Raw genomic sequence first — 13,628 nt, 5'->3', positions numbered from 1 at the left:
CAGGGGTACCCCTGGGGACGGCCCCCACCCCGGCCCCCCGAGCAAGCAGAAGTCCGCCTGCCCCGTCGGGAACGGGCCGGCGGACGGGGGTCCCTTACGGGGTGATACGGGTCAGACGGACTCGTAGCTGACCGCGTGTGCCCCCTGGAGGAGCTGCTCGCGGTTCCTGATGCCCATCTTGCGGTATACGCGCGTCAGATGCTGCTCCACGGTGCTGACGGTGATGAACAGCCTCTCGGCGATCTCACGGTTGGCATACCCCTGGGCGGCCAGCATCGCGACGCGCCGCTCGGACTCGCTGAGCGTGCCGAAACTGTCCTGGACGCCGCGGTCGGGACCGCGGGACCCCTCGGTCGGCCTCGTCTCCATGCTCTGCGGCATGGACGTCGGAAGCAGCGCCTGGCAGAGGGACTCCGCCTGGCAGCTCTTGGCGAGCCGCCACGCCCGCCGCGCCGTCGGCCGTGCCCTCTTGTCGCCCAACTGCTGGTAGGCGCGGCTGAGATCGGCCAGGACACAGGCGGCCTCGTAACGCGCGCCGCTCGCCTCCAGCAGACGGAAGGCGTCACGCAGGATCGGCGGCTGCTTCGCCGTCGCCTGGACCAGGGCCAGGGTGTGCAGGGTCATCCCGCGCGACCTGGTGAGCCCCGTGTCCGGGTTGGTGAGCTGCTTCTCGATGAGCCGGGCCGCCTGCTCCCGGTCGCCGAGCCGCAGCCACACCTCGGCCTCTCCGAGCCGCCAGGGCGCCAGGGAGGGGGAGTCGATGTTCCAGCGCCGCATCAGCGTGCCGCACTCCTGGAAGTCCGACAGCGCGAGATACGTGTTGCCGGTCGCCAGGTGGTGACGGCCGCGCGCGTACAGGTAGTGCAGCCCCGCGCGGGTCAGGAAGAGCGCGGGCGGCGGCTCGGCCGCCAGGTGCTTGGCCGCGGCCTGGTGGTTGCCCATGGCGGTGTGGGCCTCGACGAGCACCGTCAGCGCCAGCGCGCTGCTGACGTTCCACCTCGGCCCGGACAGCCGGGCATAGGCGGTCTCCGCCTGGCGTACGGCGTCGGCAAGCCGTCCGCGCCGCAGCGACAGGAGTGCGCCGACGCTCTCGATCTGGGCGCGCCAGCCGGGCGCGTCCGGTCCTTCCATCTCGGCCGAGACCAGCTCGTACCACGTGGCGGCGGCGTCGAGTTGATCCGCGTAGCACAGCGCCAGAAGTGCCTTCGGCAGACCGCTGAGCCGCGATATCGGCCGGCTCTGGCTCCCCTGGAACACCTGCTCGGCGAGGGCGATGGCGTACTTGTCCGCGCCGTTCTCGAGTACGAGGGCGAGGGCGTGGCGTGCTCTTAATTCGGCGTGGGACGTGGCGGGGGCGGTTGTCGCGGGGAGCGGCCGGTTCAGTCGTTCCAGCAGGCCCGGGACCTCCGCGGCCATCAGCATCCGGGTGCTGTGCAGCGCCTTCGACAGGTTCTCGTCGCCGGTGTTGACGTGGTCGACGACTTCCACGGCCTCGTCGAAGTTGAGGTGGAAGAGCATCCCCTCGGCGACCCACAGGGCGTCCTCGCCCGTGAGCTTCCCTTCGAGGATGGGGCCCTTGAGCGCGCGGAAGTGCGGACCGGACTCGGCGGGCCTGAGCTGCCACTGGCCGTAGGCGTAGAGCGACTTCGTCGACAGCCGCTGCCCCTCGTCCGACGAGCACTCGCAGGCCAGCTCCAGATAGCGGATGCCCTGCGGTACGTCACCGTCCTCCATGGCGTGGGAGGCGGCCTCCTGCAGGACGGGCAGCACCCATCCGTCGTGCAGCGGGCCGACGCTGAGCAGATGCATGGCGACGGCCTGCGGCGGCGCCCCGCCCTCGTTCAACAGGCAGGCGGCGCGGTACCGCTGCTGGGTCGCCTCACCGTGAGGCATCTCACCGAGGACCGCCTGGCGCACCCCCGCGTGCCGCAGTCGTCCACCGTCGAGGACACCCATGCTGGTGAACAGTCGTATATAACGTTTCAACAGTTCGGGGTCGATACCGCTCAGCCGGCTGAGCAGAAGGGGAGTGGTCGCCTCGTCCAGCAGCGCGAGGCACCGGGCGAGCCGGACCGCGCGCGGACCGAGCCGGTGCAGATAGGCGAGGACCGCCTGGTAGAAGACGGGACCGATCGAGGCGCCGCCCTCGGTGGTCGTCTGGTGGCCGGGGCCGTCGGTCCCCGGCGGGACCGGCCCCGGGAGGGACTCGGACGCGGCGCGCAGCCGGTGCTCCTCGATGAGCGCCAGCGCGAGCAGCGGGTTTCCCCCGCTCTGCCGGTGGATCTCCACGATGAGCCGGTCCGACGGCAGGACCGGGAGCCGGCTCGCGGCCAGCCCCATCACGTCCACGCGCGAGAGCGGCTCCAGATGGAAGTGGCGCGCGCTGGTCCGGTAGAGGAGGTCGTCGAGGACACGGGCCGGCTGTTCGTCGACGGAGACTCCGTGGGTGAAGACGAGCGCGAGTGAGAGCTGGGTCAGGCGCTGCGCGAGATGGCGCAGGCAGGACAGGGTCGCGGTGTCGGTGTGCTGGATGTCGTCGACGGTGATGAGTACGGGACGCCAGGTCGTGAGTTCCGCGATGACCTGGTAGGTCCGTCGTGCGACGGCCAGCGGGTCGTCCTGCGGTCCGGGCGGTGTGAGCGCCGCGGCGACGGCCGACGCGCTGTCGTGGCGGAGAGATCCCGGGCCCCCGTTGGCCGGTCCCTCCGTGGTGATGCACTGCGCCTCGATGGAGTGCAGCAACTGTGCGAGAGCGCTGTACGGAACCTCGCGCTCGTGGGGCGAACTCACCACGTTGAGGACGATACTGCCCGCCGAAGTCGCCCGCTCCGCGAGGGCGTTGAGTGTCGTGGTCTTGCCGACTGCGGTCGAACCACTGATCGCGGCGATGGCGCCTCTGCCCCGCGTGGACTGGATCAGCAGATCGTCGAGCTGTTCGAGTATCTTGTCCCGTTCCTTCAACACTACGAGCCTTCCCCCCCTGTTTACACCTTTTGGTCGTGCAGCTGGACCGTTTCCGGCTCGCCGTAAACGGAACCCAGTCGTCAATATGCGAAGCATAGTGACCGTATTCGGTCACCACCCGGCGATAGGATAATCGCTGTCGCGCTAGGGAGTGGTAAGACCGGCTGTGCGAAATCTCCTAGTAACCTCGGCGGCGATTACCGGCTCGTAGGGGAACTTCCTGGGGCCCGTGAGGCCGGGTCTGGTGCCGTACGGGGCGAATTGGGAGGGTGTCGACGCCCGGTGGCGGCCGCTTCACCGCTCGCCTGTACTACGATACGGTCCAGACCGTCGGTCGCGGTTACCAAAAGACACACCGTCGCCGATTCAAGCGCGTCGGCTTGCTTTCGGCCAAAACCCGAAGACCGGCGACGATCCGGCTCCCCGGGGCCAAGACGGAATCCATACGCGAAGGGTTCCGGTCGTCACGTGTTCATCACGTTGATAGTTGAACTAGGTGTTACCGGCGAGTCCGTACGGCCCGAGTGACGGAGCCGCGGCGCCGGCCCCTGGCACGCATATGCCGGACCCCGTGCGTGGAGGCGTCTGTGCCTACCCGGGAGGATCGGGCGAACCCGTGGCGCGGCCGGCGGACGGCCGACACCCGTCGCGGGGCGCGGAGTTGAGGACGTCGTAGTCCACCGCTACCTGCGGGGACGGTGTGGCGCGCGTCACGCCGGGGGTGGTGGCGATGGTTCGAGCGCCATGGTGGGGCGGTGGGCGGTCACAGGTCCCGGGTGTGTGGTCCTGGTGGACGCCGTGCGGCGCACGGCCGGTGCGCCCCGCGCCCAAACGCGCTGATCGTGCCCCCTTGGCAAAGCGGCTTGCCTGGGTATCCGGCATCCCGACGCGCTTTTCCCACGAGATGCCGACGGATCGAAACGTGCGACAGACGGACCTTTTGGGCGGACCGGATGAACGGCCGCGGGCCTTAAGATGCCCCGCCGCGTGACCTGGACGGTGAACTGTCGGGCCCTGGAATCCGGCGGCCACCGATAGCGCGGTGCGCGCGAGTGCTGACGGCTGCCGTGCGGTGTGAAATTAAGATAGCAGGCATGCGCCGACCGGGCAGGCTACAGCGAATCTGTTTACCCAGCTGTTGAAAAACAATAGCCACGCCTTTTCCCTCGCGCCATAGTCCACCGCAGTCGTGGGGATACCGGTCAGGCGCGGGTACTCGCGGGCGACGGGGCGGTCCGTTCGGGCAACGGCGCTCCGGCAGTGAAAACATAGCGCATGTGTGTTGTTGAACTCACCGACTTCCGCGCGCCCCTGGAGCGCCCCGCAGGTGGACTGTCGATCCCGGGCTCCACGACCGGGCCGGGCACCCGCCGCTACGCCGCTGGACAGGGCGCGGACCGGCCGCCACGCCGAGTACCCCGAGTCCGGAACGTGCCCGTCGGGATGGGCCCTCGCCACAAACGGAACCGAAATAGGGGTCGGCGAATAGGGGTGAATAATTAGGGGGGACTAGGGGGCGTAACCGCGTCGGCACCGGGTCGCGTCCAGGCCGGCCGTGCGCCCTGGGTGCTTCGGCCCATGGAGGGACCCCGATCCCCGACCCCTACCTCCGCCCGGGGGCGCGATTGATCCCCGCCGATCACCCACGGGCCGTCAAGTCGGCCCGTACGGCGCTGTCTTGGAAGCCCGTACGGGAGTCGGCACCGGAGCGGGCGTTGAGGCGGTACCGATCGACCGGCCCGGGGGCGCGCGTACGCGACCACGGGGTGGGGGAGCCGTGATCGACTCGTGTCAGTGGGTTCCGCCGCTTGTCGTATTCACCGCAATCGGAGGTCCTGCGCGTACCGAGTGTTCCTCGCACAGGTTTATCGGCCATACTGCCAGCCGTGGAGCGCATCGATCCGATAATCCAGCCCGTACCCGCCGCGGGAACCGATCCCGGATACATCCCTGGGCTCATGGCACCCCGCCTCGTAGAGGAGCCTGACGACACCGCCAAGGACGTTCCCGAGGAGGCCTCCGACGAGGAGGCGGCCGAGGAGCCGACCGCGGAGGCCGAGGCCTCACGCGCACCGGTCGCCGACGACCCCGAATCGACCGACGCCGAGACCGACGGCACGACGGCCGGAGCGGTCTCCTTCGCCAAGGACTCCTCGGACGACGACAGCGACAGTGACCGCGACAAGGACGGTGACCAGGACGGTCCCGTCTTCGAGGCCAGCGACCGCCGCGCCTCGATGACCGCCGACCGCACCGGCGTCCGCCTCCGGCTGGACGAGACCGAGGCCGAGTTCGGCTGGGACGAGATCGGCGCCGTGGAGGTCGAGACCCCCCGCTTCAGCCGCCGGTTCACCGTCACCCTGCACACGACCGGCCGCCGTCACTACCAGTCGGAGGTCGACGCACCCTCCCGGAGCAGCCTCAAGAAGTGGACGGCCGAACTCGACGTGGTGCTGGACGCCTACTTCGAGGAAGCCTGACCGCGCCTCAGGCGCCCTGTTCCCACTCCCACTCCCGCACTCCAACTCCTCCACTCCTCCTCGGGCCGGGCCGCACTCCGACGGCCCAGCCCAGGTGGCCGGTCCGTCGGCCCTGCTGTGCACTTGGGGCGAGCGGCCCCGATCGGGCGGGCCGCGTGCTGCCCGCCAGGGCGGCCGACGATCGAGGAGTCCCTGATGAGACGGCACACCAGGACAGTCACCGCACTGGCCTCCGCCCTGCTGCTGGCCACCGCGGCGGCCGGCTGCTCGGACGGCGGTGGCGACAATGGCAGCGCCGGCGAGGACACCGGCGGCAACCACGCCGAGCGTGAGGCCGAGGTGGTCCCGGCGGTGTCGTCGTCCGCGGCGCCCACCCTCGACGTCAAGAACAACAGTTCCCTCGGCAAGATCCTGGTCGACGACAAGGGCAAGACCCTCTACGAGTTCGACAAGGACACCAAGAACAAGTCGATGTGCAGCGGCGGATGCGCCCAGCAGTGGCCCCCGTTCACCGTCAAGTCGAAGCCGACCGCCGGCAGCGGGCTCAAGGCCGATCTGCTGAAGACCACGAAGCGCGACGACGGCAGCATGCAGGTGACCTACAACGGGCGTCCGCTCTACCACTTCGCCGATGACACGAAGGCCGGGCAGACCAACGGGCAGGGACTCAACGCCTTCGGCGCCAAGTGGTACGTCATGGACCCGGCCGGCAAGAAGGTCACCAAGAACGGCAGCGGCGGCGGTGGCGGTGGCGGCGGTTACTGACCGTCGGCCGGATCCACGAACGCCCGGAGACGCCATGGCGTTCCCGTTCCCCATCGGCCGGGCCGGGGACATCGCGCCCGGCAGGAGCGCCACGCCCACCGCCCCGTCGAAGGCGGGGGAGTCCCCCCGGGACCGCACGATCCACCCGTTCATGAAGGGCACGCCCACCGTCTGATGAGCCCGGCCGGCGGCTCCGTCCCCGGGGCGCGAATGGAGACCCGATGTCATCAACGCACACGGCCGCGCACGCCGCGCCCCGGCGCCGGGGCGGCGCCGGCCGCATCGTGCGTGGCGTGGTCCGGGTGCTCGCCGCGGCGGCCCTGGCCTTCGACGCGTACTACCACGCGGATCTCGCCCCGCAGTACGACGGCATCAGCGAGGACATCAGCCAGGGTGACCTCTTCCGGATCGAGGCCGGCCTCGCCGCGCTGGCCGCGCTGCTCGTCCTCGTCTGGCGCCGGTTCCTGGGCGACGCCTTCGCCTGGCTGGTGGCGGCGGGCGGACTCGCGCTCCTGCTGGTGTACCGGTACGTGGACGTCGGCGTCCTCGGACCGTTCCCGAACATGTACGAACCGCTCTGGTTCGGCGAGAAGACGGCCACCGTCGTGGTCGAGGCGATCGCCGTCGTGGCCACGGCGTATCTGATGCTCTTCCGGCCCCGGGGCAGACGTCTGTACTGACCCGGACCCACCGGTCCCCCCCCGGCCGACAGCTCCGGCCGCCCCCCGTCGACACATCCCTGACCGGCCATCGGCACGCCTCCGGAGTAGCCTGAGACTACCGGGGGCGTGCTGAGCGCTGGAGGTGAGGGCAACGATTCATGTCCGTCACAGATGACTCTGCGCAGAGCCCGGTGGGAGCGGTCGGACGTATCACGGTCCCGATCCCCCCTGACGGCCCCGGCGAGGTACTGGTGGCCGTACGCGGCGGTTCCGAAGCCTACGCGGCCTGGTGCGACCGGCCGATCGCGACCAACGTCCGGGTCCTGGTGACCGACCGTGTGTCGGCCCGCTCGGTGATGGTGGAGCCCCTTCCCGACTGAGGAGGGAAGCCCACCGAGACCGAATACGGCGTGTGAGTGCGAGTGTGCAGTTGTGCAGTGAGGACAGGAGTTCCCTCATGTTGTTCTGGCGTGTTCCAGCACCGAACGAGGCGATGCTCATCTCCGGTTCCAAACGACAGGTCCAGGACACCCAGTTCCGGATAGTCACCGGTCACGGCAGTTTCGTTCTTCCCATCAAGCAGAAGGCCCGCATGCTGTCCCTGGCGTTGCGGGAGGCGGAGATAGCCGAGGACTGTGTCACCCAGCAGGGCATCCGGCTGACCGTACGCGCGGTCACCGTCTTCAAGGTCGGCGACGACGCGGTGTCGATCGCCAACGCGGCGCGGCGCTTCCTCGCCGAGCAGGACCGGATGGAGGAGCTGGTCGGCCGGATCTTCGCCGGTCACCTGCGGTCCATCGTCGGTGGACTGACCGTCGAGCAGATCATCCGGGAGCGTGACCGGGTCGCCCAGGAGGTGAAGGCGGCCAGCCACAGCGAGATGGAGAAGCTCGGCATCGTGGTGGACGCCCTCCAGATCCAGGAGATCGAGGACGCCACCGGCTACATCAACAACCTGGCGGCGCCGCACGCCGCGGCTGTCGCGAGCCAGGCCCGTATCGCCGCGGCCAGGGCGGACCAGGAAGCCGCCGAGCGTGAGCAGCAGGCCGAGGCGCTGAAGGCGGAGTACGAGAGGGACACCTCGATCAAACGGGCGGGCTTCCAGGCGGAGACCGAGCAGGTACGGGCCCGGGCCTCGCAGGCCGGACCGCTCGCCCAGGCGAAGGCCTCGCAGGACGTCATCGAGGAGCAGACGGCACTGGCCGAGCGGCAGGCGATGCTGGCGGCCCAGCGGCTGGAGGCGGAGGTCAGGCGCCCGGCGGACGCCGAGGCGTACCGTCAGCGGACGCTCGCGCAGGCGCAGGCCGACGCGAACACCGCGCGCGCCCTCTCGCTGCGGGACGGGAACCAGGAGCTTCTCGCGGCCAACCGTGTCGTGGAGGTGCTCCCGGAGCTCGCCGACGCGGCGGCCAAGGGCCTGGCGGGCTCCAACCTGACCGTCCTCAACGGCACCGACGGTGTCAACGAGATGGCGGCGGGGCTGGTCGGTCAGGGCATGACCATCCTCAACTCGCTCCAGCACCACAACGGCTCGACCCGGGCCCCGGCCGATCGGACCGGGGACCCGGCGCCGAATGTGAACGGACAGGCGCCGGCGAAGGTCGACACCACCAACTGACCGGGGAAGGGCCACCTGCCTCGGCAGACGTCGGGCGGACTCGAAAGGAGTCCGCCCGACGTACGGCGGTCGAGGGAGCCGGCCCGCCGGTCAGCGCTCTTCGCGGAAGTCGACGTGCCGACGGGCGATCGGGTCGTACTTGCGCAGGACCAGGCGGTCCGCGTCGCTGCGACGGTTCTTGCGGGTGACATACGTGTGGCCGGTGCCCGCCGTGGAGCGGAGCTTGATGACCGGGCGGAGTTCGTTGTGTGCCATGACCGCACCATACGATAATGGTTCCCATTTTCAAAACGCTTATGGCTCGCCGTGCCCGCGACCGCTCTGCGCCCGTGGCTCCGTGCCGGGCGCGGTGGGGCGCCGTCGTCCGGCACCGCGCCGGCGGCCCTCCTCCGGCCGGGAGATCGACCGCGACCGGACATGCTCGTAGACCATCGTCGTCTGCACGTCCGCGACCTCGCGGCGCTCGGTGAGACGGTCGATGACGAAGGCGTACAGCCCGTCGACATCGGGCACCGCCACATGCAGCAGGAAGTCGTGCGGGCCCGACGTCACGAAGAGGCCGATGGTCTCCGGCAGCCCCGCCGCCCACTCGCGGAACCCCTCGATCACGGGCCGGGACGGCGGTCGGATCCGTACGGAGATCAGCGCCTGTACGGGACGGCCCACCGCCTCCAGGTCGAGCGCCGCGTGGAAGCCGCCGATCACGCCCCGCTCGCGAAGGATCTTGACCCGCTCCAGCGAGGTGGAGGGGGAGACGCCGGTCCTGGCCGCCAGGTCCCGGTTGGTCTGCCGTGCATCGTGCTGCAGCTCCCGCAGCAGAGCCCAGTCGAGCGCATCAAGTTCCACGAAAGTGCCCCTCGGCCGTACGAAGTGCGTCAGAACTCCCCATCGTACGCATGACTGCCTACCGTTCTGAGGTATGACCGTTCAGAACGACACCTCTGCGCTCCGCACCGAAGTACGGACCGACCTCTCCACCCGCCGGGCCCCGCTCAAGTGGGTCGTCGTCATCGACGAGTCCCTGCCCGCCGGGCGCGCGGTGAACGCCGCCGCCTGTATGGCCGCCGCCGTCGGCAGGGCCCTGCCGCACCTGCTCGGCGGCGACGGCAGGGACGCCTCCGGCCGGCTGCACCCGGGACTGCCCTGGGCGGGCTGTTCCGTCCTGGCCGCCGACGCCGCCACGCTCCACGCGCTGCGGGAGAAGGCGTCCGCGAAGGACGACGTCTTCGTGGTCGACATGCCGGAGCCCGCCCAGACCTCCCGGATCTACGACGAGTACCTCGACCTGCTCGCCGGAACCGGGCACGAGGATCTGATCTATCTCGCGGTCGGCCTCGTCGGCCCGCGCAACCGGATCGGCAAGCTCGTCGGGGGACTGCCGCTGCTGCGCTGACCGGCCGACGAGCCGCGGGCCGAGGCCAATTGATGATCCGTCAGGACGTCACGCTCAGCACGATCTTCCCGCGTGTGCGTCCCTCCTGGACACGTCGGTGCGCCTCGGCCGCGTCAGCCAGCGGCAGCACGCCCTCCACCTCGACGCGCACCACACCCTCGTCGATCAGTCCGGCGATCCGGGCGAGGGAGGCGCCGTCCGGCTCCACCAGGAAGGCCGTCGCGTTCAGCCCCCGCGCGCGGGCGCCCTCCAGCAGCTCCGGCGCGACGCCGGACGGGACGGCGACGATCGTGCCACCGGGGCGCAGGGTCTCCAGCGAGCGGCTGGTCGTCGCGTCGTGTCCCTCGCCCACCAGGTCGATGACCACGTCGACGTCGCTCACTGACTCCTCGAAGCGGACCCGTGTGTAGTCCACGACCTCGTCCGCGCCCAGTTCGCGCAGCCAGTCGTGCTTCGACGCGCTCGCGGTCCCGATCACCTCCGCGCCGAGGTGCTTGGCGAACTGCACCGCGAGGTGTCCCACGCCGCCCGCCGCCGCGTGGATCAACACCCGCTGCCCCGCCGTCACTTGAGCCGCGTCCACCAGCGCCTGCCAGGCCGTCAGCCCGGCCAGCGGCACCGCGGCCGCCGTGTTGTGGTCGATGCTGCGGGGCTTGAGCGCGAACTGCCGCGAGGGCGCGGTCACATACTCGGCGTACGCGGAGGCCGGACGCGGGAACCACGGCATCCCGTACACCTCGTCGCCCACCTTCAACGTGTGCACCCCGAAGCCGACCTCCTCCACGACGCCGGACACGTCCCAGCCGAGGACGAACGGGGGCGCGCCGAGGAGACCGGCCATGCCGCCGCTCTCGCGCGACTTCCAGTCGACCGGGTTCACCCCGGCGGCGTGCACCCGTACCAGCACCTCGGTCGGGACCGGGGTGGGCCGTGGACGGTCGGAGAGACGCAGCACCTCGGGCCCGCCGAGGGAGTCCTGGGTGATCGCGCGCATCGTCGGCTCACTGCTCATGTCGGTCAGGTCTCCTGAAAGAGTGCGTGCCGGGGGAGCGCGGAGGACGCGGCCCCGGTCGGTGGATCTTCGACCCCGCGAACGTACTCCCCGGATACCGCTGTCCCGCAAGGGACACTACGGTTCGGCGTCCTCCAGCGGCGCCTCCAGGGGATCAGCCCCAAGGTGCTCACCGGCACCCTGCGCCGGCGCGGCCGGGTCTTCCACCGGCGGCCGGCTGATCGCGGCCCGCCGCCGGCCCGACCGTCTCAGTTGCCGCGTGCGGCGACCATCGCGAGCGTGAGCAGTACCAGCACCACCCACCCGAACCAGAGCCAGCCGCTGCTCCCGAGCGCGGCAGTATAGGCCGTCACGACCACCAGCGCGCCCACGGTGATGATCCCCATCACCTTGGTGGATCCGGATCCGGACATGGCTGTCCTCCTCCCGGCCGTGATCGTGGCCGTAAGGACCATCGTCACCCGAAAGGGGGGTTTCGCGCTACTGTCCGCGTGCCTGCAACGACGCGAGGTACGCGTTGTACTCCGCCAGCTCCTTGTCACCGTCGCGGTCGGCGGCCCGGTCCGAACGCTTCGCCTGGCGTGTGTCGGAGCGGTACCACTGGTACACGAGAGCGATCAGTACGAGGACGGACGGGATCTCGCTGAACGCCCACGCGATGCCGCCGGCGGCGTTCTGGTCGGTCAGCGCGTCGATGCCCAGGGACGCCGGGGGATTCTCGTACGCCCGCACCATCGGCTCGCTCGCCATCATCAGCGCGATGCCGAAGAACGCGTGGAACGGCATCCCGGCGAACAGCTCCAGCATCCGCATCAGATGGCCCGGCCGGTGCGGGCCCGGATCCACTCCCATGATCGGCCAGAAGAAGATCAGGCCGACGGAGAGGAAGTGCACCATCATCGCGACGTGTCCCGGCTTCGACTCCATGAGGAAGTCGAAGAGCGAGGTGAAGTAGAGACCGTAGAGGCTCGCGATGAACAGCGGGATGGTGAACGCGGGATGGGAGACGAGCCGCAGGAACCGGCTGTGCAGCAGCGCCAGCAGCAGCTCACGCGGCCCCTTGCGGCCCCGGCCCGCGACCGGCAGCGCCCGCAGCGCCAGGGTCACCGGCGCGCCCAGGAGCAGCAGGATCGGCGAGACCATGCTGATGATCATGTGCTGGACCATGTGCACGCTGAACATGACCATGCCGTAGTCGTTCAGCCCGGTGCACATCACCAGGGCCACACTCAGCACACCGAGCACGAAGGGGATCGTCCGGCCCGGCGACCACGTGTCGCCCCGCGCGCGCAGCCGCACCACACCCCAGCCGTACAGCGCGAGCGCCAGCAGGCATCCGACCAGGAAGAAGGTGTCGGGCGAGAACTCCAGCGCACGGCCCAGCGTGAACGGCGGCAGATCCGTCGTCGTGCCGTGCCCGCCGTGATCCATACGTGCTCTCCCGCCGCGACGCTCCCGAATGGTGCGAAGTGTCCGCACCACGGAACAGAGTAGAACCGCCCCCGGCGCCGTTCGCGGCCGGGGGCGGTTCGTCGTACGAATGCGGGCGTTCCGGACGCCCGGGGCTCAGCGCCTCAGAGCACGCACTCCGCCTCGGCGTAGCGCTCGGCAGGCACCGTCTTCAGCGTCTCGACGGCCTCCGCGAGCGGCACCATCAGGATGTCCGTACCGCGCAGCGCCGTCATCATGCCGAACTCGCCCCGGTGCGCGGCCTCCACCGCGTGCCAGCCGAACCGGGTCGCCAGCACCCGGTCGTACGCCGTCGGCGTCCCGCCGCGCTGGACGTGGCCCAGGATCACCGGCCGCGCCTCCTTGCCCAGACGCTCCTCCAGCTCGACGGAGAGCTGCCTGGCGACACCGGCGAAGCGCTGGTGCCCGTAGATGTCCTTGCCGCCGGCGTCGAACTCCATGGAGCCCTCACGGGGCTTGGCGCCCTCGGCGACCACCACGATCGCGAACCGCTTGCCCGCCGAGAACCGCTTGCCGACCAGCGCGGTCAGCTCCCCGATGTCGAAGGGCCGCTCCGGGACGACGATCGCGTGCGCACCGGCGGCCATGCCCGAGTGCAGCGCGATCCAGCCCGTCTCCCGGCCCATGACCTCGACGATCAGCACCCGCTGGTGCGACTCGGCGGTGGTCTTCAGCCGGTCCAGCGCCTCCGTGGCGACACCGACGGCGGTGTCGAAACCGAAGGTCACGTCCGTGGAGGAGATGTCGTTGTCGATGGTCTTCGGCACGCCGACGATCGGCAGCCCCGCCTCGGAGAGGAGGTTCGCGGCCTTGAGCGTGCCCTCGCCCCCGATCGGGATGATCGCGTCGAGACCGAGGTCGGCCACATGCCCCTTCGCACGCTCCACACCGTCACGCAGATGCGCGGGCTGGACGCGGGAGGAGCCGAGTATCGTGCCGCCACGCGCCAGGATGCCGCCGACCGCGTCGAGGTCGAGCTTGCGGTAGTCGCACTCCAGCAGACCCTTCCAGCCGTCGTGGAAGCCGATGACCTCGTCACCGTGGTCGACGACGGCGCGGTGCACCACGGACCGGATCACCGCATTGAGACCGGGGCAGTCGCCGCCGGAGGTGAGCACACCAATTCGCATTGCCCGGAGAACCTTTGCAACGTGGGCCGACGGCCGGACCGCGTCGTCCGGCTGAATCCCCGCCACCCTACCGGCGCGGAGTGGCGGGGCCGAACCAGGCGTCCGACTGCTGGACACCTCCCGGCTGAACGCGA

Annotated in this window: 14 protein-coding genes; 7 read left to right on the top strand and 7 right to left on the bottom strand. The window is 70.2% G+C overall.

Annotation, left to right across the window (positions count from 1 at the left end; genetic code table 11):
- Window positions 1–111: 111 nt before the first annotated feature.
- Complete coding sequence (locus ACFWU9_RS24710; protein ID WP_384321920.1) at window positions 112–2,964, bottom strand: AAA family ATPase; 2,853 nt, start codon at window positions 2,962–2,964, stop codon at window positions 112–114.
- 1,958 nt (window positions 2,965–4,922) lie between these two features.
- On the opposite strand from ACFWU9_RS24710, the gene ACFWU9_RS24705 reads away from it, so the two are divergent.
- The 6 genes from ACFWU9_RS24705 to ACFWU9_RS24680 all read left to right on the top strand — a co-directional run bounded on the left by ACFWU9_RS24705 (window position 4,923) and on the right by ACFWU9_RS24680 (window position 8,489).
- Complete coding sequence (locus ACFWU9_RS24705; RefSeq protein ID WP_384321918.1) at window positions 4,923–5,444, top strand: hypothetical protein; 522 nt, start codon at window positions 4,923–4,925, stop codon at window positions 5,442–5,444.
- 195 nt (window positions 5,445–5,639) lie between these two features.
- Complete coding sequence (locus tag ACFWU9_RS24700) at window positions 5,640–6,209, top strand: hypothetical protein (RefSeq protein WP_384321916.1); 570 nt, start codon at window positions 5,640–5,642, stop codon at window positions 6,207–6,209.
- Between the two features lie 34 nt (window positions 6,210–6,243).
- On the top strand, window positions 6,244–6,384 hold the full coding sequence (locus tag ACFWU9_RS24695) for a hypothetical protein (protein WP_384321914.1): 141 nt from the start codon (window positions 6,244–6,246) through the stop codon (window positions 6,382–6,384).
- 46 nt (window positions 6,385–6,430) lie between these two features.
- Window positions 6,431–6,889, top strand: coding sequence for a hypothetical protein (locus ACFWU9_RS24690; RefSeq protein ID WP_384321912.1), 459 nt, complete (start codon window positions 6,431–6,433; stop codon window positions 6,887–6,889).
- Between the two features lie 140 nt (window positions 6,890–7,029).
- The gene (locus ACFWU9_RS24685; RefSeq protein WP_189109429.1) at window positions 7,030–7,251 is read left to right on the top strand and encodes a hypothetical protein; all 222 of its coding nucleotides are present in this window, start codon (window positions 7,030–7,032) and stop codon (window positions 7,249–7,251) included.
- Between the two features lie 77 nt (window positions 7,252–7,328).
- Window positions 7,329–8,489 (top strand): SPFH domain-containing protein, encoded by a 1,161-nt coding sequence (locus ACFWU9_RS24680; RefSeq protein WP_384321910.1) that lies wholly within the window; start codon window positions 7,329–7,331, stop codon window positions 8,487–8,489.
- A 90-nt stretch (window positions 8,490–8,579) separates the two neighbouring features.
- Here ACFWU9_RS24680 and rpmG read toward each other — a convergent pair whose 3' ends face one another.
- Entirely contained in the window at window positions 8,580–8,744 is a 165-nt protein-coding gene (gene rpmG, locus ACFWU9_RS24675; protein WP_384321908.1) for a 50S ribosomal protein L33, read from the bottom strand.
- A 39-nt stretch (window positions 8,745–8,783) separates the two neighbouring features.
- Window positions 8,784–9,335: an Lrp/AsnC family transcriptional regulator gene (locus ACFWU9_RS24670; protein ID WP_384321905.1), complete on the bottom strand. Its 552-nt coding sequence runs from the start codon at window positions 9,333–9,335 to the stop codon at window positions 8,784–8,786.
- Between the two features lie 73 nt (window positions 9,336–9,408).
- Here ACFWU9_RS24670 and ACFWU9_RS24665 point away from each other — a divergent pair, with 73 nt between their 5' ends.
- The gene (locus ACFWU9_RS24665; protein WP_384321903.1) at window positions 9,409–9,882 is read left to right on the top strand and encodes a DUF2000 domain-containing protein; all 474 of its coding nucleotides are present in this window, start codon (window positions 9,409–9,411) and stop codon (window positions 9,880–9,882) included.
- Between the two features lie 40 nt (window positions 9,883–9,922).
- Here ACFWU9_RS24665 and ACFWU9_RS24660 read toward each other — a convergent pair whose 3' ends face one another.
- The 4 genes from ACFWU9_RS24660 to ACFWU9_RS24645 all read right to left on the bottom strand — a co-directional run bounded on the left by ACFWU9_RS24660 (window position 9,923) and on the right by ACFWU9_RS24645 (window position 13,494).
- On the bottom strand, window positions 9,923–10,894 hold the full coding sequence (locus tag ACFWU9_RS24660) for an NADP-dependent oxidoreductase (protein ID WP_384321900.1): 972 nt from the start codon (window positions 10,892–10,894) through the stop codon (window positions 9,923–9,925).
- A 248-nt stretch (window positions 10,895–11,142) separates the two neighbouring features.
- A complete protein-coding gene (locus ACFWU9_RS24655; protein WP_384321898.1) occupies window positions 11,143–11,307 on the bottom strand; it encodes a hypothetical protein in 165 nt (54 codons plus the stop codon).
- 67 nt (window positions 11,308–11,374) lie between these two features.
- On the bottom strand, window positions 11,375–12,325 hold the full coding sequence (locus tag ACFWU9_RS24650; protein WP_384321896.1) for a cytochrome c oxidase assembly protein: 951 nt from the start codon (window positions 12,323–12,325) through the stop codon (window positions 11,375–11,377).
- A 143-nt stretch (window positions 12,326–12,468) separates the two neighbouring features.
- Window positions 12,469–13,494, bottom strand: coding sequence for a 6-phosphofructokinase (locus ACFWU9_RS24645; RefSeq protein ID WP_384321894.1), 1,026 nt, complete (start codon window positions 13,492–13,494; stop codon window positions 12,469–12,471).
- Window positions 13,495–13,628: the final 134 nt, after the last annotated feature.

Origin of the sequence: Streptomyces sp. NPDC058653, from assembly GCF_042716895.1 — a bacterium.
In the GTDB taxonomy this organism is placed as follows: domain Bacteria; phylum Actinomycetota; class Actinomycetes; order Streptomycetales; family Streptomycetaceae; genus Streptomyces.
Note: the sequence above shows the minus strand (reverse complement) of the source record. Positions and strands in the feature narration are given on the sequence as shown.

Coding starts and splice junctions, on each gene's coding strand:
- ACFWU9_RS24660 (WP_384321900.1), bottom strand. CDS start 10,894: ATGAGCAGTGAGCCGACGATGCGCGCGATCACCCAGGACTCCCTCGGC.
- rpmG (WP_384321908.1), bottom strand. CDS start 8,744: ATGGCACACAACGAACTCCGCCCGGTCATCAAGCTCCGCTCCACGGCG.
- ACFWU9_RS24690 (WP_384321912.1), top strand. CDS start 6,431: ATGTCATCAACGCACACGGCCGCGCACGCCGCGCCCCGGCGCCGGGGC.
- ACFWU9_RS24695 (WP_384321914.1), top strand. CDS start 6,244: ATGGCGTTCCCGTTCCCCATCGGCCGGGCCGGGGACATCGCGCCCGGC.
- ACFWU9_RS24665 (WP_384321903.1), top strand. CDS start 9,409: ATGACCGTTCAGAACGACACCTCTGCGCTCCGCACCGAAGTACGGACC.
- ACFWU9_RS24700 (WP_384321916.1), top strand. CDS start 5,640: ATGAGACGGCACACCAGGACAGTCACCGCACTGGCCTCCGCCCTGCTG.
- ACFWU9_RS24685 (WP_189109429.1), top strand. CDS start 7,030: ATGTCCGTCACAGATGACTCTGCGCAGAGCCCGGTGGGAGCGGTCGGA.
- ACFWU9_RS24680 (WP_384321910.1), top strand. CDS start 7,329: ATGTTGTTCTGGCGTGTTCCAGCACCGAACGAGGCGATGCTCATCTCC.
- ACFWU9_RS24645 (WP_384321894.1), bottom strand. CDS start 13,494: ATGCGAATTGGTGTGCTCACCTCCGGCGGCGACTGCCCCGGTCTCAAT.
- ACFWU9_RS24705 (WP_384321918.1), top strand. CDS start 4,923: ATGGCACCCCGCCTCGTAGAGGAGCCTGACGACACCGCCAAGGACGTT.
- ACFWU9_RS24655 (WP_384321898.1), bottom strand. CDS start 11,307: ATGTCCGGATCCGGATCCACCAAGGTGATGGGGATCATCACCGTGGGC.
- ACFWU9_RS24650 (WP_384321896.1), bottom strand. CDS start 12,325: ATGGATCACGGCGGGCACGGCACGACGACGGATCTGCCGCCGTTCACG.